The organism is Streptomyces capillispiralis, from assembly GCF_007829875.1.
Lineage (GTDB): Bacteria > Actinomycetota > Actinomycetes > Streptomycetales > Streptomycetaceae > Streptomyces > Streptomyces capillispiralis.
Genome location: NZ_VIWV01000001.1, coordinates 6,883,283 through 6,905,098, shown reverse-complemented (window position 1 = coordinate 6,905,098; position 21,816 = coordinate 6,883,283). Strand labels below are relative to the sequence as shown.

General features: G+C 74.2%; 19 protein-coding genes and 1 pseudogene. 14 read left to right on the top strand and 6 right to left on the bottom strand.

The features are described 5' to 3' along the window. Nucleotides 1-3 precede the first annotated feature (3 nt). Nucleotides 4-279 (bottom strand): toxin-antitoxin system HicB family antitoxin, encoded by a 276-nt coding sequence (locus FHX78_RS30345; protein ID WP_145870578.1) that lies wholly within the window; start codon nucleotides 277-279, stop codon nucleotides 4-6. Nucleotides 280-477: 198 nt separating this feature from the next. Here FHX78_RS30345 and FHX78_RS30340 point away from each other — a divergent pair, with 198 nt between their 5' ends. The 8 genes and pseudogenes from FHX78_RS30340 (at nucleotide 478) to mug (ending at nucleotide 9,829) form a co-directional block, all read left to right on the top strand. Then, entirely contained in the window at nucleotides 478-1,287 is an 810-nt protein-coding gene (locus FHX78_RS30340; protein ID WP_145870577.1) for an ABC transporter ATP-binding protein, read from the top strand. Nucleotides 1,288-1,291: 4 nt separating this feature from the next. Next, nucleotides 1,292-3,848: pseudogene (locus FHX78_RS30335) on the top strand (FtsX-like permease family protein). 69 nt (nucleotides 3,849-3,917) lie between these two features. Then, a complete protein-coding gene (locus FHX78_RS30330; protein ID WP_145870576.1) occupies nucleotides 3,918-4,343 on the top strand; it encodes a GNAT family N-acetyltransferase in 426 nt (141 codons plus the stop codon). 159 nt (nucleotides 4,344-4,502) lie between these two features. After that, a complete protein-coding gene (locus tag FHX78_RS30325) occupies nucleotides 4,503-5,870 on the top strand; it encodes a hemolysin family protein (RefSeq protein WP_145870575.1) in 1,368 nt (455 codons plus the stop codon). Then, a complete protein-coding gene (locus tag FHX78_RS30320) occupies nucleotides 5,867-6,880 on the top strand; it encodes a hemolysin family protein (protein ID WP_145870574.1) in 1,014 nt (337 codons plus the stop codon). Before FHX78_RS30325 ends, FHX78_RS30320 begins: the two co-directional genes overlap by 4 nt. Before the next feature lie 80 nt (nucleotides 6,881-6,960). Beyond that, entirely contained in the window at nucleotides 6,961-7,737 is a 777-nt protein-coding gene (locus tag FHX78_RS30315; RefSeq protein WP_145870573.1) for an SGNH/GDSL hydrolase family protein, read from the top strand. Between the two features lie 107 nt (nucleotides 7,738-7,844). Continuing rightward, a complete protein-coding gene (gene purB, locus FHX78_RS30310) occupies nucleotides 7,845-9,287 on the top strand; it encodes an adenylosuccinate lyase (RefSeq protein ID WP_145870572.1) in 1,443 nt (480 codons plus the stop codon). Between the two features lie 44 nt (nucleotides 9,288-9,331). After that, nucleotides 9,332-9,829 carry a G/U mismatch-specific DNA glycosylase gene (gene mug / locus FHX78_RS30305; RefSeq protein ID WP_145870571.1) on the top strand — a complete coding sequence of 166 codons (498 nt, stop codon included), beginning with the start codon at nucleotides 9,332-9,334 and terminating at the stop codon, nucleotides 9,827-9,829. A gap of 35 nt (nucleotides 9,830-9,864) precedes the next feature. Here mug and FHX78_RS30300 read toward each other — a convergent pair whose 3' ends face one another. From FHX78_RS30300 to FHX78_RS30290, 3 genes are read right to left on the bottom strand one after another with little or no spacing between them, the layout of a single operon-like run. Then, a complete protein-coding gene (locus FHX78_RS30300; RefSeq protein ID WP_145870570.1) occupies nucleotides 9,865-10,305 on the bottom strand; it encodes a hypothetical protein in 441 nt (146 codons plus the stop codon). 55 nt (nucleotides 10,306-10,360) lie between these two features. Continuing rightward, complete coding sequence (locus tag FHX78_RS30295) at nucleotides 10,361-11,086, bottom strand: ABC transporter permease (protein WP_145870569.1); 726 nt, start codon at nucleotides 11,084-11,086, stop codon at nucleotides 10,361-10,363. A 2-nt stretch (nucleotides 11,087-11,088) separates the two neighbouring features. Then, the gene (locus FHX78_RS30290; RefSeq protein WP_145870568.1) at nucleotides 11,089-12,009 is read right to left on the bottom strand and encodes an ABC transporter ATP-binding protein; all 921 of its coding nucleotides are present in this window, start codon (nucleotides 12,007-12,009) and stop codon (nucleotides 11,089-11,091) included. 109 nt (nucleotides 12,010-12,118) lie between these two features. Here FHX78_RS30290 and FHX78_RS30285 point away from each other — a divergent pair, with 109 nt between their 5' ends. From FHX78_RS30285 to FHX78_RS30275, 3 genes are all read left to right on the top strand, one after another. Continuing rightward, the gene (locus FHX78_RS30285) at nucleotides 12,119-13,285 is read left to right on the top strand and encodes a sensor histidine kinase (protein ID WP_145870567.1); all 1,167 of its coding nucleotides are present in this window, start codon (nucleotides 12,119-12,121) and stop codon (nucleotides 13,283-13,285) included. A gap of 14 nt (nucleotides 13,286-13,299) precedes the next feature. Next, nucleotides 13,300-13,956 (top strand): response regulator transcription factor, encoded by a 657-nt coding sequence (locus tag FHX78_RS30280; RefSeq protein WP_145870566.1) that lies wholly within the window; start codon nucleotides 13,300-13,302, stop codon nucleotides 13,954-13,956. A 106-nt stretch (nucleotides 13,957-14,062) separates the two neighbouring features. Continuing rightward, nucleotides 14,063-15,220, top strand: coding sequence for an ROK family transcriptional regulator (locus FHX78_RS30275; protein WP_145870565.1), 1,158 nt, complete (start codon nucleotides 14,063-14,065; stop codon nucleotides 15,218-15,220). Nucleotides 15,221-15,568: 348 nt separating this feature from the next. On the opposite strand, the gene FHX78_RS30270 is transcribed toward FHX78_RS30275, so the two are convergent. Both FHX78_RS30270 and sigJ read right to left on the bottom strand, forming a co-directional pair. Beyond that, entirely contained in the window at nucleotides 15,569-16,330 is a 762-nt protein-coding gene (locus FHX78_RS30270) for a GntR family transcriptional regulator (protein WP_145870564.1), read from the bottom strand. Nucleotides 16,331-16,502: 172 nt separating this feature from the next. Next, nucleotides 16,503-17,390, bottom strand: coding sequence for an RNA polymerase sigma factor SigJ (sigJ, locus tag FHX78_RS30265; RefSeq protein ID WP_145870563.1), 888 nt, complete (start codon nucleotides 17,388-17,390; stop codon nucleotides 16,503-16,505). A gap of 182 nt (nucleotides 17,391-17,572) precedes the next feature. Between sigJ and FHX78_RS30260 the strand changes: the two genes are divergently transcribed. From FHX78_RS30260 to FHX78_RS30250, 3 genes are all read left to right on the top strand, one after another. After that, nucleotides 17,573-18,403, top strand: a complete 831-nt coding sequence (locus FHX78_RS30260) for an alpha/beta fold hydrolase (protein WP_145870562.1) — start codon at nucleotides 17,573-17,575, stop codon at nucleotides 18,401-18,403. A 42-nt stretch (nucleotides 18,404-18,445) separates the two neighbouring features. Beyond that, nucleotides 18,446-19,876 carry a MocR-like pyridoxine biosynthesis transcription factor PdxR gene (pdxR, locus tag FHX78_RS30255; RefSeq protein ID WP_145870561.1) on the top strand — a complete coding sequence of 477 codons (1,431 nt, stop codon included), beginning with the start codon at nucleotides 18,446-18,448 and terminating at the stop codon, nucleotides 19,874-19,876. Between the two features lie 236 nt (nucleotides 19,877-20,112). Then, nucleotides 20,113-21,699, top strand: a complete 1,587-nt coding sequence (locus tag FHX78_RS30250) for an alkaline phosphatase D family protein (protein WP_145870560.1) — start codon at nucleotides 20,113-20,115, stop codon at nucleotides 21,697-21,699. Nucleotides 21,700-21,816 lie beyond the last annotated feature (117 nt).

Genomic DNA, 21,816 nt, shown 5'->3' with positions numbered 1-21,816 from the left:
GGTTCAGCGGCGACCTTCGCGCGTGCCCTCGCGGTCCTCGGGGCCGGCCGGCCCCGACCGGGCGGGGGCGGCCCCGTCGAACTCCTCGGCGAAGACGCTCTCGTACTGCTTCATGAAGTCGGCGGCGGCCTCGACGAACGCGCGGCCCGCCTCCCCTGTGTCCCGCCGGACCAGTTCCTCGATGTAGCGGTTGACGCTCATCCCGCGGGCCAGGGCGCGCTCGCGGGCCGCGCGGGCGGTGCCCTCGTCCACGCGCACGTTCAGCTGGGTCTTCGCCATACCTCGAAGCTAGCGCCGGGGCGCTAGCAGCGGCAAGTGCGGCGACCGGGCGAGATTTATGCCCCTTACACCGTTTTCGGGGACCCGACCTGGGGTGGAGACGGAGGTGCCCCTATGGGGGATACCGAGTGTGGGCGGGATCACATTACGCTCGGGCGGGACGAGCACGACATGACGTCCTCAATCGAGGAGGCGGCCTTGTCCACACCTGCTGCGGAGCACGCTCCCGGACGCCCGTCCGCCGACGGGACCGCGGCCCGCGCCCGTGGTCTGACCAAGGCCTACGGCTCGGGGGAGACGACGGTGCTCGCCCTGGACTCGGTGGACGTGGACATCGTGCGCGGGCGGTTCACCGCGGTGATGGGACCGTCCGGGTCGGGGAAGTCCACGCTGATGCACTGCCTGGCGGGGCTGGACACCGTGTCCGCCGGTCAGGTGTGGCTGGGAGACACCGAGATCACGGGGCTGAGGGACCGTGAGCTGACCCGGCTGCGGCGGGACCGGATCGGGTTCATGTTCCAGTCGTTCAACCTCATCCCGACCCTGAACGCGCGGGAGAACATCACCCTGCCCATGGACATCGCGGGGCAGCGGCCCGACGAGGCGTGGCTGGACCAGGTCATCGACACGCTGGGCCTGCGCGACCGGCTCAGGCACCGCCCCGCGCAGCTCTCCGGCGGACAGCAGCAGCGCGTGGCCTGCGCACGGGCCCTGGCCTCCCGTCCCGAGCTGATCTTCGCGGACGAGCCGACCGGCAACCTCGACTCCCGCTCGGGTCTCGAGGTCCTCGGCTTCCTGCGCGAGGCCGTGGACCGACTGCACCAGACCGTGGTGATGGTGACGCACGACCCGGGCGCCGCCGCCCACTCCGACCTGGTGCTCTTCCTCGCCGACGGCCGGATCGTGGACGAGATGCGGCGGCCCACCGCGGAGTCGGTGCTGGAGCGGATGAAGCGCTTCGACGTGATCCGCGCCCCCGCGGACGGCGCCGCCCCCGAGAGGGAGTGACACGGTGCTGCGGGCGACGCTGAGGAGCTTCCTCGCGCACAAGGGGCGGCTGCTGCTGTCCGCGCTGGCCGTCGTCCTGTCCGTGGCGTTCGTCGCCGGCAGCCTGATCTTCTCCGACACGGTCTCCCGTACCTTCGACCGGCTGTTCGCCTCCAGCTCCGCCGATGTGACGGTCGAGCCCCTGGAGGACCTGGAGTCGTCGGTGCCCACGGGAGCGGTCCGGACCCTGCCGGCCCCGCTCGCCGGGGAGCTGACCGGGGTCGACGGTGTCGCGTCGGCCCATGCGGACGTCGAGGCCGACAACATCACGGTGACCGACGGCGACGACGAGCCGGTGGGCCCGACCACGGGTGCCCCGACCCACGCGGTGGACTGGTACGTCAGTGAGCGCAGCGTGGTGGAGCTGACCTCCGGCAGGGCCCCGCGCGGCGACGGCGAGGCCGTCCTGGACGCGGACACCGCCGACGCCGAGGACGTCGGGATCGGGGACACGCTGTCCGTGCACGCGCAGCCGGGCACCTTCCGCGTGGAGGTCGTCGGCATCGCCACGTTCACCACCACCAACCCCGGCGCGGCGCTGGTCTTCCTCGACCCCGGGGTCGCCGCCACCAGACTGCTGGGCTCGCCGGACCGGGCGACGGGCATCTCCCTCGAGGCGGCGCCCGGCGTGACCGACGCGGAACTGAAGCGCCGGGTCACCGCCGAGCTGGGCACGGGCGCCTACGAGATCAGGACCGCCGACGAGCTGGCCGAGACGGCCGCCGACGAACTCGGCGGATTCCTCGACGTGATCAAGTACGTGATGCTGGGCTTCGCCGGGGTCGCCGTCCTCGTCGGCGTCTTCCTGATCGTCAACACCTTCTCGATGCTGATCGCCCAGCGCACCCGGGAACTCGGCCTGCTGCGGGCGCTCGGCGCCGACCGGCGGCAGGTGCGCCGGTCGGTGCTCACCGAGGCGGTGCTGCTCGGTCTGGCCGGCTCGACGCTGGGGCTCGCGGCCGGCATCGGGCTCGCCTCCGGGCTGATCCGGCTGATGGGCGTCTTCGGCATGAACCTGAAGACGACGGAGATGGTGATCGGGTGGGTCACGCCCGTCACGGCGTACGCCGTCGGCGTGGGGGTCACCTTCGTCGCGGCGTATCTCCCGGCCCGCCGCGCGGCGGCCGTGTCGCCGATGGCCGCGCTGGCCGACGCGGAGATCGCCGGGGTGGGGCGGCCGCTGCGGGCGCGCGCCGTGGTGGGGTCCGTGGTGGGCGCGCTCGGCGCGGCCGCGCTGGCGGGCTGTGCGGCCGCCACCGGGACGGCCCGGGCGGCCTCGCTGCTGGGGCTCGGTGTCGTCCTCACGCTGATCGCGACCGTCGTCGCCGGTCCGCTGCTGGTGCGGCCGGTGATCCGGGTGCTCGGCGCGGCCTTCCCCGCGCTGTTCGGCGCGGTGGGCCTGATGAGCCGGCGCAACGCCCTGCGCAATCCGCGCCGTACGGGGGCGACGGCCGCCGCGCTGATGGTGGGGATCGCCCTGGTCGGCGGGATGTCGGTGGCCGGTGCCTCGATGTCCCGGTCCTTCGACGAGCAGATCGACAGGACGCTCGGCGCCGACTTCGTGATCCAGGACGCCGGCTTCATGCCGTTCTCCCAGGAGGTCACCGACCGGGTGCGGGACACGGAGGGCGTGGGGCTGGTGGTGCGGCAGCGGTTCGCGCCGGTGGCGGTACGGCTGCCGGACGGGGAGCGGGTCGAGACCACCGCCGCCGGGTACGACGACCGGGTCGACGACGTCGCGCGGGTGACGTACGCGCGCGGCGGCCCTGGCGGACGGCGGCCTCGCCATGGACGCCGGCTTCGCCGCGGAGCACGGCGTGCGGATCGGCGGCACGCTCCCGGTCGAGTTCCCCGGCGGCCGGCGCACCGAGCTGACGGTGACCGCCCTCACCGACATGGAGGGCGGCGAGGGCTTCGGGATGCGGGGCGGGCTGTTCTTCGGCATCGCGACGGTCGAGGAGTACATGCCGGGCGGCCAGGACTCCGCGCTGTACGTCAACGCCGCCGACGGGACCGGCACGGACGCCCTGCGCGACCGGCTGGAGTCGGCCCTCGACCCGTATCCCCAGGCGCAGGTCCGCGACCAGGCCGACTACAAGGACCTGGTGCACGACCAGATCGCCGTCCTGCTGTACCTCGTCTACGCCCTGCTGGGCCTGGCGATCGTCATCGCGGTGCTGGGAGTGGTCAACACCCTCGCGCTGTCGGTGGTGGAACGCACCCGGGAGATCGGTCTGCTGCGGGCGATCGGCCTGGCGCGGCGGCAGCTGCGGCGGATGATCCGCCTGGAGTCGGTGGTGATCGCCGTCTTCGGCGCCGTGCTCGGACTCGCGCTGGGGCTGGTGTGGGGTCTGTGCATGCAGCAGGTCCTGGCCCTGCAGGGCATGACCGCGCTGGCCGTCCCCTGGGGCACCGTCGTCGCGGTCGTCGTCGGCTCGGTGGTGGTGGGCATCGCGGCGGCGCTGCTGCCGGCGCTGCGGGCGTCGCGGATGAACGTGCTGGAGGCGATCGCGCACGAGTGAGCCGCGCGGCGGACGGTCCGGATCGCGGAATTCCCGGCCCGGGCCGGCCGGGCGTGCTGGGATCGGCTCATGAGTGAGCTGCGTATACGGGCCGCCGGGCCCGGCGACCTGGACCGTGTGCTGGCCTTCTGGAAGGTGGCCGCCGAGGGCACGAGCATCAGCGACGACCTGGAGGGCGTGGAGCGGCTGGTCGCCCGCGATCCCGAGGCGCTGATCCTCGCCGAGTACGGCGGCGAGCCGGTCGGCACGGTGATCGCGGGGTTCGACGGCTGGCGGTGCCATCTCTACCGGCTGGCGGTGCATCCAGGCCACCGCCGCCAGGGCGTCGCCACCGCGCTGCTGGCGGCCGCGGAGGAGCGGTTCGTGCGGCTCGGCGGGCGCCGCGCGGACGCGATGGTGCTCCGGCGCAACGAGACCGCGCACCATGCCTGGGGCGCGGCGGGGTACGCGCCGGAGGAACACTGGCGGCGCTGGGTGAAGCCCCTCACCGGCTGATCCACAGCCCGGCCACCCTCCTTTGCCGGTCCTTTACTCTTGTGGGGTCACCCGGTCCTCCATGAAAGGTTGTGTGCGTCCGCCCATGGGCGAGCCTCCCAGTCCGCGACATCGCGCATTCGTCCCCGTCCTGTCCGACGATGGGACGGAGGTGACCCGATGACAGAAGTGCTCCTCCTCCTGGCGGCGATCCTGCTCTCGCTCGCGTGCGGCGCCTTCGTCGCGGCGGAGTTCTCCCTCACCACGGTCGAGCGCGCCGAGCTGGAGCGGGCCGTCGAGCGCGGCGAGCGGGGCGCCGCGGGCGCGCTCGAGGCCGTACGGAGCCTGACCTTCCAGCTCTCCGGCGCCCAGCTCGGCATCACCGTCACCAACCTGGTGGTCGGCATGCTCGCCGAGCCGTCCATCGCGGCGCTCATCGCGGGCCCGCTGCGGGACGTCGGCGCCTCCGAGTCCGTGGCGCGCTCCCTGGCGCTGGTGATCGGCACGGCCCTGTCGACCGTGTTCCTGATGGTGGTCGGCGAGCTGGTGCCCAAGAACTGGGCGATCTCCTCGCCGCTGGCCGTCGCCAAGCGGGTGGGCAACGCGCAGCGCTGGTTCAGCGCCGCGTTCCGCCCCTTCATCACCCACCTGAACAACACGGCCAACCGCATCGTGCGCCGCATCGGCGTGGAACCCGCCGAGGAACTGGAGTCGGCGCGCGGACCCCAGGAACTCGCGGCGCTCGCCCGGCACTCCGCCAGGGAGGGCGCCCTGGAGGCGGACACGGCCGAGCTGTTCGTCCGCACCCTGAACCTCGCCGACCTCACCGCGGAGAACGTGATGACCCCGCGCGTCCAGGTCGTCGCCCTGGAGGTCCACGCGACCTGCGAGGACGTGGCGAACGTGACCCGGGCGACCGGGCTGTCCCGCTTCCCCGTCTATCGCGACACCCTCGACGCGGTCGTCGGCACCGCGCACGTCAAGGACGTACTGGCGCTGCCCGCCGAACGTCGCGCCCGGGTCCCGGTCTCGGAGCTGATGCGCGAACCGCTGCTGGTCCCCGAATCGCTCACCGTCGACCGGCTGCTCGACCGGCTCTCCGGGCGGCGCACCATGGCCGTGGTGATCGACGAGTACGGCGGCACCGCCGGGGTGGCCACCCTGGAGGACATCGTGGAGGAGGTCGTCGGCGAGGTCCGCGACGAGCACGACCCGCACGAGGTCCCCGACCTGGCCCGGGCCGGCACCGACGAGGAGGGCCGGGCGCTGTTCTCGGCCGACGGCGCGACGCGCGTCGACCAGCTCGCCCGGGTGGGCCTGCGCGCCCCGGAGGGGCCGTACGAGACCCTCGCCGGCCTCGTGGCGGCCGAGCTGGGCCGGATACCGGCCGTCGGGGACACCTTCGAGGTGACCGGCTGGCGGCTGGAGGTGCTGGACGCCACCGGCCGCCGCGCGGCGCGCGTCCTGCTGCACGCGCCCCTCGACGACCCGCACCCGGCGCAGCAGCGGACGGGCCGAACCACGGAGGACAAGGGGGCGCGGCGATGACCGCCGTACAGTTGCTGATCGGTCTGGCGACGCTGGTCGTCAACGCCTTCTTCGTCGGCGCCGAGTTCGCCCTGATCTCGGTCCGCCGCAGCCAGATCGAGCCCTACGCCGACCGGGGCGACCGGCGCGCCAAGAGCGTGCTGTGGGGCCTGGAGCACGTGTCCGCGCTGATGGCGGCCGCACAGCTCGGCATCACGCTGTGCACCCTGGTCCTCGGTGTCGTCGCCGAGCCGGCCATCGAGCACCTGCTGGAACCGGCGTTCCACGCGGTGGGCGTGCCGGAGGGCGCGGGGCACGCGGTGTCCTTCGTCATCGCGCTGGCGCTGGCGACGTACCTGCACATGCTGCTCGGCGAGATGGTGCCGAAGAACATAGCGCTCGCCGAGCCGGTGCGCAGCGCGCTGATGCTGGGTCCGCCGCTGGTGGCGCTGTCCCGGGCGCTGCGCCCGGTGATCTTCACGATCAACGCCTTCGCCAACACCCTGCTGAAGCTGCTGCGGGTGCAGACGCGGGACGAGGTGGTCGCCTCCTTCTCCGACGCCGAACTGGCCCAGATCGTGAAGGACTCCAGTGAGGCGGGCCTCATCGACGACCGCGCGCAGGAGCGGCTGCACGACGCGCTGGAGCTGGGCCGGCGGCCGGTGCGGGACGTGGTGATGCCGCTGGAGCGCGTGGTCTACGCGAGCGTGGGCGTCACCCCCGAGGGGCTGGAGGAGTTGTCGGCGCGGTCCGGGTTCTCCCGCTTCCCGGTGGTGGACGGGCAGCGGCGGATCGTGGGGTATCTGCACGTGAAGGACGCCCTCGACGCCTCTCCGCGGGACCTGCCGTTCCGGTTGCGCGACATGCGGCCCATCGCTCGGGTGCGGGAGGGCACGCCGATGGACGACGTCCTCACTGCGATGCGGGGCAGCCGTACGCACCTGGCGGCGGTCCTCGGGACCGACGGGCGGCTGTCCGGACTGGTGACGATGGAGGACGTCCTCCAGAAGCTGTTCGGTCAGCGGACCTGAGCCGCGCGACCCGGTCGGTCGGCCCGGACCCGGGCCGACCGACCGCCGGGTATGTGCCGCGGGATACCATCTCTGTCGCCATGCAGACGATTCCCACCCACACCAGCCTGGTCGCCGTCGGCGACTCCTTCACCGAGGGCATGTCGGACCGGCTCCCTGACGGCACCTACCGCGGCTGGGCCGACCTCCTCGCCGGGCGGATGGCGGCCGCCGCCCCCGGCTTCCGCTACGCCAACCTCGCGGTGCGCGGCAAACTGATCCAGCAGATCGTCGACGAGCAGGTGGAGACGGCGGCGGCCATGCGGGCCGACGTCGTCACCCTGGTCGGCGGACTCAACGACACCCTGCGGCCCAAGTGCGACATGGTGCGGGTGCGGGACCTGCTGACCGAGGCCGTGGAGCGGCTGGCCCCGCACTGCGAGCAACTGGTGCTGATGCGCAGCCCCGGCCGCCAGGGGCCGGTCCTGGAGCGGTTCCGGCCGCGCATGGAGGCGCTGTTCGCCTGTGTCGACGAGCTCGCCGAGCGGCACGGCGCACTCGTCGTCGACCTGTACGGGGCGCCCGCCCTCGGCGACCCCCGGCTGTGGGACGTGGACCGGCTGCACCTGACCGCGGAGGGCCACCGCAGGGTCGCGGAGGCGGTCTGGCAGACCCTCGGCTACCCGCCCGAGGACCCCGAGTGGCACCTGCCCCCGGAGGCGACGCTGCCGCCGCGCTGGGCGGCCCGCCGGGTCGCGGACGCCCGGTTCGCCCGGCAGCACCTGCTGCCGTGGATAGGCCGCCGCCTCACCGGCCGCTCCTCCGGCGACGGGCTGCCGCCCAAGCGGCCCGAGCTGCTGCCGTACGAGATCGGTTAGCGGCGCCGGTCCCCCGGCACCGGTCCCCCGCACCCAGGCCGTTCGTAGCTTCCGCCGAACCACCCCGTGGCGCCGGCCTGCACGATGCGCCAGTAGAATCCGTACACGTGACTTCTGCGCCCGCCAAGCCCCGCATCCCGAACGTCCTCGCCGGACGCTACGCCTCCGCCGAGCTCGCCACGCTCTGGTCGCCCGAGCAGAAGGTGAAGCTCGAGCGGCAGCTCTGGCTCGCCGTGCTGCGCGCCCAGAAGGATCTCGGGATCGAGGTGCCGGACGCGGCGATCGCCGACTACGAGCGCGTCCTCGACACCGTCGACCTGGCCTCGATCGCCGAGCGCGAGAAGGTCACCCGGCACGACGTGAAGGCGCGGATCGAGGAGTTCAACAACCTCGCCGGGCACGAGCACGTGCACAAGGGCATGACCTCCCGCGACCTCACCGAGAACGTGGAGCAGTTGCAGATCCGGCTCTCGCTGGAGCTGATGCGCGACCGCACGGTGGCCGTGCTGGCGCGTCTGGGCCGGCTGGCCGGTGAGTACGGCGAGCTGGTCATGGCCGGCCGCTCGCACAACGTGGCCGCGCAGGCCACCACCCTCGGCAAGCGGTTCGCGACCGCCGCCGACGAGCTGCTCGTCGCGTACGGCCGGGTGGAGGAGCTGCTCGGCCGCTACCCGCTGCGCGGCATCAAGGGCCCGGTGGGGACGGCGCAGGACATGCTGGACCTGCTCGGCGGGGACGCGGCCAAGCTGTCGGAGCTGGAGCGGCGGATCGCCGGGCACCTGGGCTTCTCGGAGGCGTTCACCTCGGTGGGCCAGGTCTACCCGCGCTCGCTGGACTACGAGGTCGTCACCGCGCTGGTGCAGCTGGCCGCCGCGCCGTCGTCGCTGGCGAAGACGGTCCGGCTGATGGCCGGGCACGAGCTGGTCACCGAGGGCTTCAAGCCGGGCCAGGTCGGTTCCTCCGCGATGCCGCACAAGATGAACACCCGCTCCTGCGAGCGCGTCAACGGCCTGATGGTGATCCTGCGCGGCTACGCCTCGATGACCGGCGAGCTGGCGGGCGACCAGTGGAACGAGGGCGACGTGTCCTGCTCGGTGGTGCGCCGGGTCGCGCTTCCGGACGCGTTCTTCGCCCTGGACGGTCTGCTGGAGACGTTCCTGACGGTGCTCGACGAGTTCGGCGCCTTCCCGGCGGTCGTGGCCCGCGAGCTCGACCGCTACCTGCCGTTCCTGGCCACCACCAAGGTGCTGATGGGCGCGGTGCGCGCGGGCGTCGGCCGCGAGGTCGCCCACGAGGCGATCAAGGAGAACGCCGTCGCCACCGCCCTGGCCATGCGTGAGCAGGGCGCCGAGCGCAACGACCTGCTCGACAAGCTCGCCGCCGACGAGCGGCTGCCGCTCGGCCGGGCGGAGCTGGCGGCGCTGATGGCGGACAAGCTGTCCTTCACGGGCGCGGCGAGCGACCAGGTCGCCACCGTCGTCGGAAGGATCGACGAGATCGTGAAGCGGCACCCGGAGGCCGCCGGGTACACCCCCGGGGCGATCCTCTGACCCGCTTCACCCAGCAGCAGCTGGAGGCCGCCCGCGACCGCCTGGTGCCGGACGTGGTCGCGGACGGCCTGCGGGTGCTGTTCTGCGGCATCAACCCGGGCCTGATGACGGCCGCGACGGGCCACCACTTCGCGCGCCCCGGCAACCGCTTCTGGCCGGCCCTGCACCGCTCCGGGTTCACGCCGCGGCTGTTGCTGCCGTCCGAGCAGCGGGAGCTGCTGTCGTACGGGCTCGGCATCACCAATGTGGTGGCGCGGGCGACCGCGCGGGCCGACGAGCTGAGCGCCGAGGAGTACCGCGAGGGCGGGCGGCTGCTGACGCTCAAGGTGGCCCGGCTGCGCCCGAGGTGGCTGGCCGTGGTGGGCATCACCGCCTACCGGGCGGCGTTCGACGACCGCGGGGCCGCCGTGGGGCCGCAGGCGCGGACGATCGGCGGCACACGGGTGTGGGTGCTGCCCAACCCGAGCGGGCTGAACGCGCACTGGACACCGGCGACGCTGGCCGAGGAGTTCGGGCGGCTGCGGGAGGCCGCGGCGGAGTGACGCCGACCGGCCGGGGGACGTAGGGCCGGCCGTGGTCAGGGAGGGGCTGTCTCCGTGACCACCGCCAGCAGCTGGATCTCGTCGCCGGCGTCCCGGTCGGCGACCGCCAGCGCGACCCAGCGGCCGGTCCCCTGGACCTCCCACAGCCAGGCCACACCCGCGCGGGCGGCGAGCCAGGCCCACGGCTCGGGTATCTCCTCGGCACCGGTGCGCAGCAGGACCGTCTGCAGGTTCCAGGGCGCGACGTCCCCCCAGCGTGAGGCCAGCAGCTCGTAGACGGCGTCGCGGTCCTTCTCGTACTGGTCCACGGTCACCGCCCACTCGGCGGGGTCGCCGTCCCGCAGGCCGTGGGCGCTCTCCAGGACCGCCACGTGGTGGCCCGGTCCGGCGAAGCCGACGTCCGACGGACCGTGCTCCGCCGGGAAGGGGCGGAAGCACAGCTCGTCGATGAGCGCGATGTGCTGTGCGATGTTCATGGGTCCAGTAAACCCGCCGCCACTGACACTTGGCGGGCCGTCAGCCGACTCCCGGTCAGGCGTCCCGGCGGCGCAGGCTCCAGACGCCCGCGAGGAGGGCGGCGGTCGTCCACAGGGCGGTCACGGCGAGACCGGACCAGGGTCCCAGAATCCCCTCGTGGGTCTGCTGGAGGACCAGTTGCCCGGCTCTGTCGGGCAGGAACTCCACGACCGTCCCGGCCCCGTCACCGATCACGAACGACACGACGAGGATGAAGGGGACCAGCACGGAGAGGGTGGCCACACCGCTGCGCAGCACGGTCGTGAGGCCCGCGGCGAACAGCGCCGTCAGCGTGAGGTAGACGGCGCAGCCCGCCACCGCCCGGACCTGCTCGCCCGCGGTGAGGCCGTCCGCCTCGGAGCCCAGTCCCGCGCGGGCCGCGAGGAGGGAGGCGACGGCGGTCGCCAGCCCCACGGCCAGCGCCGGCAGGGCGATCGACGTCATCTTGGCCGCGAACCAGCGGCCGCGCCGCGGTACCGCCGCCAGGGAGACGCGCAGCGCGCCGTTGTGGAACTCCGACGACACGGCCACGGCGCCGAAGGAGATGGCGGCGATCTGGCCCGGCAGGACGCCGGAGAAGCTGGTGAACAGCGGGTCGAAGCCGGGGTCCGAGGTGTCCGACACCCCGGCGAGCGCGGAGAACGCCGTGGTCGCCGCGAACAGCGCCAGGAGGGCCCCGAGGAGCGGGCGCATCGTGCGGATCTTCAGCCACTCGGACCGGAGTACGGGTGCGAACTGCATGGTCAGGCCTCCTGGCGCTGGGCGGTGAACTCGGTCTCGGCGGCGGTCAGGTCCAGATAGGCCTGCTCCAGGGTGCCCTCGTCCGCGGCGAGTTCGAGGATCGGCACCCCCGCGGCGGACGCGAGGCGTCCGATGTCGTCCACCCGCGCGTCCGGTACGGTCCAGTGCCCGTCCGGGTGTTCCACCGCCTCGTGTCCGTGCCGGGCGAGGACGGTCCTGAGGGCGGCGGGGTCCGGGGTGCGGACGCGGACGGCGGGCCGCACACGCGTGTCGATGAACTCCCGCACCGGGGTGTCGGCCAGCAGCCGGCCCCGGCCGAGCACGACGAGGTGGTCGGCGAAGGCGGCCGTCTCGTTCATCAGATGACTGGAGACCAGGACGGTGCGCCCCTCGTCCGCGAGCCGCCGCAGCAGGGTGCGGATCCACACGATGCCTTCGGGGTCGAGCCCGTTGGAGGGCTCGTCGAGCACGACGACGGCCGGATCGCCCAGCAGGGCGGCGGCGATGCCCAGCCGCTGACGCATGCCCAGGGAGTACGTCCGCACGCGGCGGCGCGCCACCGCTGTCAGGCCGGTCTCCTCCAGCACCTCGTCGACCCGGCGGTCGGGTATGCGGTTGCTCGCGGCCAGCACCCGCAGGTGGTCGCGGCCGGTGCGGGAGCCGTGCGCGGCCTGCGCGTCGAGCAGGGCCCCGACCCGGCGCAGGGGTTCGGCGAGGGTGGCGTAGGCGTGTCCGCCGACGGTGGCGGTGCCGGACGTCGGGTGGTCGAGGCCGAGCACCAGGCGCATGGTGGTGGACTTTCCGGCGCCGTTGGGGCCGAGGAAGCCGGTGACCCGGCCGGGGTGGACGCGGAAGGTGAGGTGGTCGACGGCCCGCCGGGTGCCGTACTCCTTGGTGAGGTCCTGGACGTCGATGCTGGTCATGTGGTCCAGCGTGGCCGCCGGACCGGTGCCGGGGCCTCCCCCGGGCGTGGAGATCGCCTCCCCCGCGCGGGGGAGGCGGGCCGTCGGCGCGCCCTGGCACGATGGCGCCATGGTCCGCATCCCGGGCCCGTTCGGGCGGGCGGTGACGTACACGCGGTGGCTGCATCTCTTCATCGCCGTCGTGTGGCCGGCCATGTGGTACCTCATCGACAACACGCGCATGTACCTGGCCGCGGTGCTGCTCGCGCTCGTCGGTCTGGTGCCGGCGATGCGCACGGTGGAGGGCGTGCAGGCCACCGGACTGCTCTTCGGGCGCCGGTACGACGCGCGGGACGCGGAGATCGTCCCGGCACCGTCCGCCGGCTGGGCCGACCGCGGGCGGACCGTGGTGTGGCTGGAGTGCCGGCTGTTCCTCGGGGGCGCGGTCTCCTTCCTGACCGTCCATCTGCCCATGCTCGCCGTGGACCTGGCGAACACGGCCCGGGGCGGTACGGCCGACCCCTCGACGTTCGTGCAGGTTCCCGGGCGGCACTGGTGGCACGCGCTGCTGGTGCCCGTTCCGCTGCTCGTCCTCGGCGCGGTGGTCGTCGGGGCGGGATCGCTGATCACCGCCCTGGCCCGGCAGTTGCTCGGCCCCTCCCCCGCCGCGCGTCTGGCCGCGCTGGAGGCCCGCACCGACCGGCTCCTGGAACGCAGCCGCATCGCCCACGAACTGCACGACTCGATCGGCCACGCGCTCACCGTCGCCGTGGTGCAGGCGGGCGCCGCGCGGGCGGCGGCCGACCCCGCCTTCACCGACCGGGCGCTGCAGGCCATCGAGGAGACCGGACGGGCCGCGCTGGAGGACCTGGAGCGGGTCCTCGGCCTTCTGCGCGAGCCCGAGAAGCCCGTGAGCGGCCGGCCGGCGCTCGTGGACGCCGGACGGCTGCTGGAGTCCGCCCGCGCCTCCGGGGCGAGGGTCGACGCCGAGGTGACCGGCCCCCTGGACACCGTGCCCGGTCCGGTCTCCCGCGAGGGTTACCGCATCCTCCAGGAGTCGCTCACCAACGCCCTGCGGCACGCGGGGGCGGTCCCCGTGCGGGTCCGGATCCACGTCGCCGACGGCACGCTGCTGCTGGAGATCCGCAACCCGCTGGCGCGGGTGGCGCCCGGTCCGGTGCGCGGCAGCGGGCTGCGCGGCATCCGCGAGCGCGCCGCCCTGCTCGGCGGGCGGGCGCGCACCGGGCCCGACGGCGAGGGCGACTGGCGGGTGCGCGTCGAGCTGCCGGTGCGCTGATCTACGCTGGCGGGATGCCGGTGACCGTTCTGCTCGTCGACGACGAACCCCTCGTACGCGCGGGTCTGCGGGCCGTGTTGGAGGCGCAGCCGGACATCGAGGTCGTCGGGGAGGCCGCCGACGGGGCGGCGGTCATCCCGCTGGTGCGGCGACTGCGGCCGGACGTGGTCGCCATGGACGTGCGCATGCCGCTGCTGGACGGCATCGAGGCCACGCGCGCGCTGCTGCGGACGGTCGACGCGCCGCCGAAGATCCTCGTCGTGACGACCTTCGAGAACGACGAGTACGTCTACGGGGCGCTGCGCGCGGGCGCCGACGGGTTCCTGCTGAAGCGGGCGCGGCCCGCGGAGATCGTGCACGCGGTACGGCTGGTCGCCGAGGGCGAGTCTCTGCTGTTCCCCGCCTCGGTGCGCCGGCTCGCGGCCGAGTACGGCGACGGCGACCGGGCCGCGCGCGACCTGCTGGAGCGGGCACGGCTGACGGAGCGCGAGGGGGAGGTGCTGCGGCTGATGGCGCGGGGTCTGACCAACGCGGAGATCGCGGCCCGGCTGGTGGTCGGGACGGAGACCGTGAAGTCGCACGTGAGTGCCGTCCTGGCGAAGCTCGGGGCGCGGGACCGGACGCAGGCGGTGATCGCGGCCTACGAGTCGGGCTTCGTGGCGCCGGGGTGAGCCGCGTGCGCGGGCCGTCCCCGGGGTGCCCGGGCCCGGAGGTCGCCGGTGTCGGCCGTGCCGAGTACGATCCGCCCAACACGCGCACGAGCGGGGAGGACGGACGGTGGCTCGGCTGACCGGCGGGGACCCCTCGCTGCTGCGAAGGATCAACTCCGCGGTGGTGCTGCACGCGTTGCGGGCGACGGACTGCGCGACGCTGACCGAGGTCACCCGGGTGACCGGGCTGTCCCGGCCGACCGTCGAGGGCGTCGTGGAGGGCCTCATCGAGGCGGGCCTCGTCGTGGAGACGGCGGCCGAGGAGGGTGCCGCGCGCCGCCAGGGCAGGCCCGCGCGGCGGTTCCGGTTCCGGGCGGAGGCCGGGCATCTGCTGGGCCTGGAGATCGGTGTGCACCGGGTGGCGGCGCTGCTGGCCGACCTGGACGGCCGGGTGATCGGCGCCCGGGCCGGGGACGTCGACGAGAGGGTCGACGCCGACGAGCGGCTGGAGCGGCTGGACGCGGCCATAGGTGAGTTGCTGGACACGGCCGGTGTGCCGCGCGGCTCGTTGCGCGCCGTGGGCGTGGGCACGCCGGGGATCGTCGAGGCGGACGGCACGGTGCGGCTGGGCACGGCGCTGCCCGGCTGGACGGGGCTCGGCCTCGGTGAGCGGCTGGGCCGGTCCTTCAAGTGCCCGGTGCTGGTGGAGAACGACGCCAACGCGGCCGTGGTGGCCGAGCACTGGAAGGGCGCCGCCAGGGAGACCGACGACGTGGTGTTCGTGCTGGCCGGGCTGAGCCCGGGCGCCGGGTCACTGATCGGCGGGCGGCTGCACCGGGGGTACGGCGGGGCGGCCGGTGAGATCGGGGCGCTGCACCTGCTGGGCCGGGAGGCGACCCCGGAGACGCTGCTGTCCACCACGGACGAGCCGCTGCACCCGCTGGACGAGCAGGCGGTCGCCGCGGTCTTCGCCCAGGCCCGCGAGGGCGACCAACGGGCGCTCGCAGCCATGGACCGCTTCATCCACCGGCTGGTCCACGACGTGGCGGCGCTGGTGCTGGCCCTCGACCCGGAGCTGGTGGTGATCGGCGGCTGGGCGGCCGGCCTGGACGGGGTCCTGGAGCCGCTGCGCCGCGAACTCGCCCGCTACTGCCTGCGCCCGCCGAGGGTCGCCCTGTCCCACCTGGGAGAGGCGGCGGTCGCCACCGGCGCGGTGCGGCTGGCGCTGGACCATGTGGAGGAGCAGCTCTTCGCGGTGGAGGGCACGGTGACGGCACGCCGTTAGGTGTGCCGTTGGGTGTGCCGCCGGGGCGCCGTTGGGTGTGCCGCCGGGGCGCCGTTGGGTGTGCCGCCGGGGCGCCGTTGGGTGTGCCGCCGGGGCGCCGTTGGGTGTGCCGCCGGGGCGCCGTTGGGTGTGCCGCCGGGGCGCCGTTGGGTGTGCCGCCGGGGCGCGCCTCCCGGCCGGCCTCGGGAGCGGGCCGGGCGGCCGCGCTCGGGGAGCGTGACCGCCGGGCGCCCTCGGGAGCGTGGCCGCCGACCGTGCTCAGGTGCGTGGCCGGCCGTCCCCGGACGCGCGACGGCCGGCCGCGCCCGGAGCGTGGCCGGCCCTACGCGGGAGCCCGGTCGGCCGTGTTCAGGAGGCGTGGCGCTCGGGGCCGTGGTGGATCTCCACGCCGCCGGAGTCGCCGAACGTCAGCCGGCAGGTGTCCGCGCGGTAGGTGGCCACGGAGAGCGCGGCGGTGCGCCCGCGGGCGATGAAGCGGGTGGTGACGACGAGGACGGGGGCGCCCGGCAGGCGGTCCAGCTCCCTGGCGTCGTCCGCGCGGGCGGAGCCGAGCTCCACCGTGTTCTCCTGCCGCTCCAGTTCCAGCCGCTGCAGTTCGCGCAGCACCGCACGCGCGCGGGCGGCGCCGGACGGCGCGTCGATGCCGGACAGGTCGCGCACCGAGTCCGCCGGGATGTACAGCAGTTCGGCGGCGACGGGCTGACCGTGGGAGACCCGGGAGCGGCGCACGATGTGCACGGGCTCGTCGCGTCCGGTCACCAGGGTCTCGGCGACGGCGGCGGGCGGCACCTCGAGCGCGCAGTCGAGGGTCTGCCAGGCGTCGTGCGGACCGCCCGGCCACACGTGCTGCGCCGTGCCGACGGACACCCCCATGCGCGGCGGGGCGACGGTCGTGCCCACTCCGCGGCGGCGCTGCAGCCTGCCTTCCAGTTCGAGCTGTTCCAGGGCCTGCCGGAGCGTGGCGCGGGCGACGCCGAAGCGGGCCGCGAGGTCCCGCTCGTTGGGCAGGATCTCGCCCACCGAGAACTCCGAGTCCAGCGCCTCGCTGAGCACGGTCCTGAGATGCCAGTACTTCGGTTCCGGCACCGTTTCCAGCTGCGTGGTCCCCACCCTGTCCTCCGCGATCGCCGTGTCCGGCGGCGTTTTAGCGCCCTTGTTTATTAAAGGTTGTTTCACTTCTCTGCGACCATAAGGCGGCCCCCACCCTTGGTCAATACCAATCCGCACGACGAGACGAGGCCCCCGTGCCGTACGGGGGCCTCGATGTCGCGTGCGTGCCGCTCTACGGGGCCGTGGGCAGCGAGCGGAGCTTGTCGGGGTTGCGGATGACGTACACCGCCTGGACGCGCCCGTCGGCGACGTCGAGCTGGACGACCGAGTCGGGCTTGCCGCCGGACAGGACGAGCACCGCGGGACCGGCGTTGAGCTCCAGCAGCCGGAAGGTGAGGTCCGGCACCCCCTTGCCGGCGACCCCGACGAGGAAGCGCCCCACGTGGTCGGCGCTCTCCAGGACGCGCAGCGGGGCCCGCGACTTGCCGCCGCTGTCGCCGACCAGCCGCACGTCCGGCGCGAGCAGTCGCATCAGCCCCGCCAGATCGCCGCCGGTGGCGGCGGCCAGGAAGCGCTCGGTGAGGTCGCGGCGCTGGGCGGGGTCGACCTCGTAGCGCGGGCGCCGTTCCGCGACGTGCCTGCGGGCGCGTCCGGCGAGTTGGCGTACGGCCGGTTCGCCGCGGTCGAGCACGGCCGCGATGTCGGCGTACGGGAATCCGAACGCCTCCCGCAGCACGAAGACGGCGCGTTCCAGCGGCGACAGGGACTCCAGGACGACGAGGACGGCGAGGGAGACGGAGTCGGCGAGCACGGCCCGCTCGGCGGTGTCCGGGGCGCTGTCGCCGAAGTCGGTGACGTACGGCTCGGGCAGCCAGGGGCCGACGTAGGTCTCGCCGCGCGTCCTGATCTGGTGCAGCCGGTCGATGGCGAGGCGGGTGGTGACGCGCACCAGGTAGCCGCGCGGCTCGCGCACCCCGGACCGGTCGCCGCCCGACCAGCGCAGCCACGCGTCCTGGACCACGTCCTCCGCGTCGGCCACCCGGCCGAGCATGCGGTAGGCGACTCCCAGGAGGACGGGGCGGTGCTCTTCGAAGACATCGGTCGCGGTGTCGGTGGTCACGGCACCATCCCAGCCGACCCGCACGGTCGTGTCCAGGCGGCACCAGCGCGCGCCGGAAGCTGTCCGGTCACCGCGCGGAGATCGGGACGGCACCGGGGGCTACCCGTCGGTAGCAATTGCTGACAAGCTGTCTACGACGTCAGGCGGCGTCCGTTTCCGCGAGTCCCAGACGAGGAGCACCCATGTCCGCGACCGTCTCCTTCGAGGTCACCTCTCCCCTCGGCCCGCAGACCGTGACCCTGTCGTACGCGCGCGTGGGCCGCGGTGAACCGCTGCTCCTGCTGCACGGCATCGGCCACCACCGCCAGGCCTGGGACCCGGTGGTGGACATCCTGGCGACCGAGCGCGAGGTGATCGCCGTGGACCTGCCCGGCTTCGGCGCCTCCCCGTCGCTGCCGGCCGGCCTCGCCCACGACCTGCCCACCATGAACGCCGCGCTCGGCGCCCTGTGCGAGGCGCTGGAGCTGGACCGGCCGCATGTCGCGGGCAATTCGCTCGGCGGTCTGCTGGCCCTGGAACTCGGCCGCGAGCGGCTCGTACGGTCCGTCACCGCGCTGTCCCCGGCGGGCTTCTGGACCCTGGCCGAACGGCGGTACGCCTTCACCGTGCTGACGGGCATGCGGCGGATCGCGGAGCGGATGCCGCTGTCGCTGGTCCAGCGGCTCTCCCGGTCCGCGGCCGGCCGGGCGGTGCTGACCAGCACCATCTACGCCCGCCCCGGGCGCCGTTCCCCCGAGGCCGTGGTCGCCGAGACGCTGGCGCTCGCCGGCGCCACGGGCTTCACCGAGACCCTCCGGGCGGGCGCCACCGTACAGTTCACGGACGACGTGCCCGACATCCCCGTGACCGTCGCCTGGGGTGCCCGGGACCGGCTGCTCGTCCCCCGGCAGGGCGTCCGTGCCAAGCGGACGATCCCGGGGGCCCGGCTGGTGCGGCTGCCCGGCTGCGGCCACGTCCCCATGAACGACGACCCGGCGCTGGTCGCCCGCGTCATCCTGGACGGCAGCCGCTGAGCGGTGCGGGAGCGGGCCGGCAGCGCCTAGGGTGATCCCGTCATGACGTCACCGCGGACCGGCTCCGAAGGGCACACCCCCTCCTCCGCCTGGGAGTTGCTGCTGCCCGCCGCCTCCGCCCCCGCCCGCGCGCGCGGCCGTTCGCTGCGGACGGCGCTGCGCGAGGCGGTGCGCTCGGGGCGGCTGGCACCGGGGACCCGGCTGCCGTCGAGCCGCGACCTGGCCGCCGACCTCGGTGTGTCGCGGGGGCTGGTCACCGAGGCGTACGAGCAGCTGACGGCGGAGGGCTATCTGCGGTCCGGCCGGGGTGCCGGCACCTGGGTGGGAGAGGCGGTACGGGCCGCCCGCCCGCGCGCCCACGACCTCGCCCCGCGTACGCCCGGCGCCCGCGCCGACTTCGTCCCCGGCACGCCCGATCCGTCGCTCTTCCCGCGCGCGGCGTGGGCCGCGGCGCACCGCGCCGTGCTCGCGGACCTTCCGCACCGGGAGCTGGGCTACCCCGACCCGCGCGGGCTCCCCCGGCTGCGCACGGCCCTGGCCGGGCTGCTCGCGCGACGGCGGGGCGTGGTGGCCGATCCCGAGCGGATCGTGGTCGTCTCGGGGGTGACGCAGGCGATGACCCTGCTGGGGTTCGCGCTCCGCGCGCGCGGCCTGCGGTCCGTCGGCGTGGAGGACCCGGGCAGCCCGCAGCACGCCGGCCTCTACGCCTCCGCCGGGGTCACCGCCGTACCCGTGCCGGTGGACGGCGAGGGGCTCACCCTGGAGCCGCTGCGGGCGTCGGGGGCGCGGGCGGTCGTCGTGACGCCGGCCCACCAGTTCCCCACCGGGATCGCGTACTCCGCGCGGCGCCGGGCCGACCTGCTGGACTGGGCGCGCTCCGTGGACGGCCTCGTCCTCGAGGACGACTACGACGGGGACTTCCGGTACGACCGCGCCCCCGTCGGCGCGCTGCAGGGACTCGACCCCGAGCGCGTGGCCTACACCGGCTCGGTCAGCAAGTCCCTCGCCCCGGGGCTGCGGCTCGGCTGGCTGCTGGTGCCGCAGGCGTGGACGGACGAGGTGGTGGAGCGCAAGCGCACCATGGACCTCGGTCACCCCGCGCTGGACCAGGCGCTGTTCGCCCGTCTCGTGGAGCGCGGCGACTACGACCGTCAGCTGCGCCGCTGCCGGCGCGCCTACCGCGAGCGGCGCGACGCGCTGGTCGCCGCTCTGGCCGCGCACTTCCCGGGCGCGGAGGTGTCCGGGATCGCGGCGGGGCTGCATGTCATCGCCTCGCTGCCGGAACGCTGCGGGTCACAGGAGCGGTTCCTCGCGCGGGTCGCGCGGGCCGGTGTGGCGGTGCGTCCGCTCACGGACTGCGCGCACCACGCGGAGCCGGACGAGCGGGTGCGCCTCGTGCTGGGCTACGCGCACGTGCCGCCCGCGCGCATCCACGAGGGCGTCCGCCTGATGGCGGAGGCCGCCGCCGGGTGACGGGCGGGGCCTCGACGGGGTGAGGGCCCGGTCCCCTCCGAGCAGGACCGGAACCGCCACCGGGCAGGAGCCGGAGCCGGAGCCGGGCGTGACCGCGACCGCCGACCGCGCGCAAGCCCGTCGTCGGGCGTCGTCCCGTCCGATCAGTTGTTCACCTCGGGTTTGCGTGCGAGCCGCGCCACCCGCGTAGGTGTGGCTGCACACACTGGCCGGATCCCGTCCCTGGAGGCGCATCCATGTCACACCGTTCGTTCCCGGGCCGTCGCGCCGTTCTGCGCGGCTCGCTCGCGGCCTCGGCGGCCCTGACCCTGCCCACCGCCCTCGGCGCGGCGCCCGCGTTCGCACGCTCCGGACGTCCGCTGGCGCGGTGGGGCGTGCAGACGGGCGACGTGACCCGTGACTCGGGACTGGTGTGGGTGCGGTCCGACCGGCCGGCGCGGATGATCGTCGAGACCTCGGCGACCGAGTCGTTCCGCAATCCCCGCAGGTGGCACGGGCCGCTGCTCGGCACGGACACCGATCTGACCGGCACGACCCGGCTGCGCGGGCTGCCGCCGGGCGAGCAGATCCACTACCGCGTGCTGCTCGCCGACCCCGACGACCCGCGCCGCACCGGCGAGCCGGTCACCGGCACCTTCCGCACGGTGCCGGCCCGGCGGCGGGACGGCGTACGGTTCCTGTGGTCGGGCGACCTGGCCGGACAGGGCTGGGGCATCAACCCCGACTTCGGGGGCTACCGCATCTTCGACGCGATGGCCCGGCTCGACCCCGACTTCTTCCTGTTCAGCGGTGACACCGTCTACGCCGACGGCCCCATCGCCGAGACCGCCGCCCTGCCGGACGGCAGCGTCTGGCGGAACATCACCACCGAGGAGAAGTCCAAGGTGGCCGAGACCCTCGCCGAGTTCCGGGGGAATTTCCGCTACAACCTGCTCGACGAGAACCTGCGCCGGTTCAACGCCCAGGTGCCCTCCATCGTGCAGTGGGACGACCACGAGGTGCGCAACAACTGGTACCCCGGCCAGCGGATCGCGGACACGGACACCCGGTACACGGAGAAGAGCGTCGACGTGCTGGCGGCGCGGGCGCGGCGGGCGTTCAGCGAGTACTTCCCGATGTCGACGCCGCGTCCGGGCGACCGCGAGGGCCGGGTGTACCGGGTGCTGCGGCAGGGCCCGCTGCTCGACGTGTTCGTGCTGGACATGCGGACCTACCGCAACGCCAACTCCTCCGGTGACCAGACCGTCGACCCCCAGGGCATCCTCGGGCGCGAGCAGTTGGAGTGGCTCAAGCGGGAGCTGGCGCGTTCGCGCGCGGTGTGGAAGGTGATCGCCGCCGACATGCCGATCGGCCTGGTCGTGCCGGACACCACGGAGGGCCGCAGGAACGTCGAGGCGGTGGCCCAGGGCGACCCGGGCGCGCCGCTGGGACGGGAGCTTCAGATCGCGGAGCTGCTGCGGTTCGTCAAGCACCGGCGGATCACCGGCACCGTGTGGCTCACGGCCGACGTGCACCACACCTCGGCCCAGCACTACCAGCCCTCGCGCGCCGCGTTCGGCGACTTCGAGCCGTTCTGGGAGTTCGTCTCCGGTCCGCTCAACGCGGGTGCCTTCCCGGCCAGCGCGCTCGACGACACCTTCGGCCCGGAACGGGTGTGGGTGAAGGCGCCGACCGCCTCGAACGTCTCCCCCGCGGGCGGCTACCAGTTCTTCGGCGAGGTCGACATCGACGGCGACAGCGGCGAACTGACGGTGCGGATGCGCGAGCAGGACGGCACCGTCCTGTTCACGAAGACCCTGCGGCCGGGTCTGGTCGGCCAGTAACGCGGCAGGGCCCGAGTCCCGCGGCAACCCCGCGAAAACGGGCGGAAGCTCGCTTTACCCGTCAGTCACAGTGCGTTCGTGATCACGAAACACATTTCCTTCACAGTGGCTGTATGA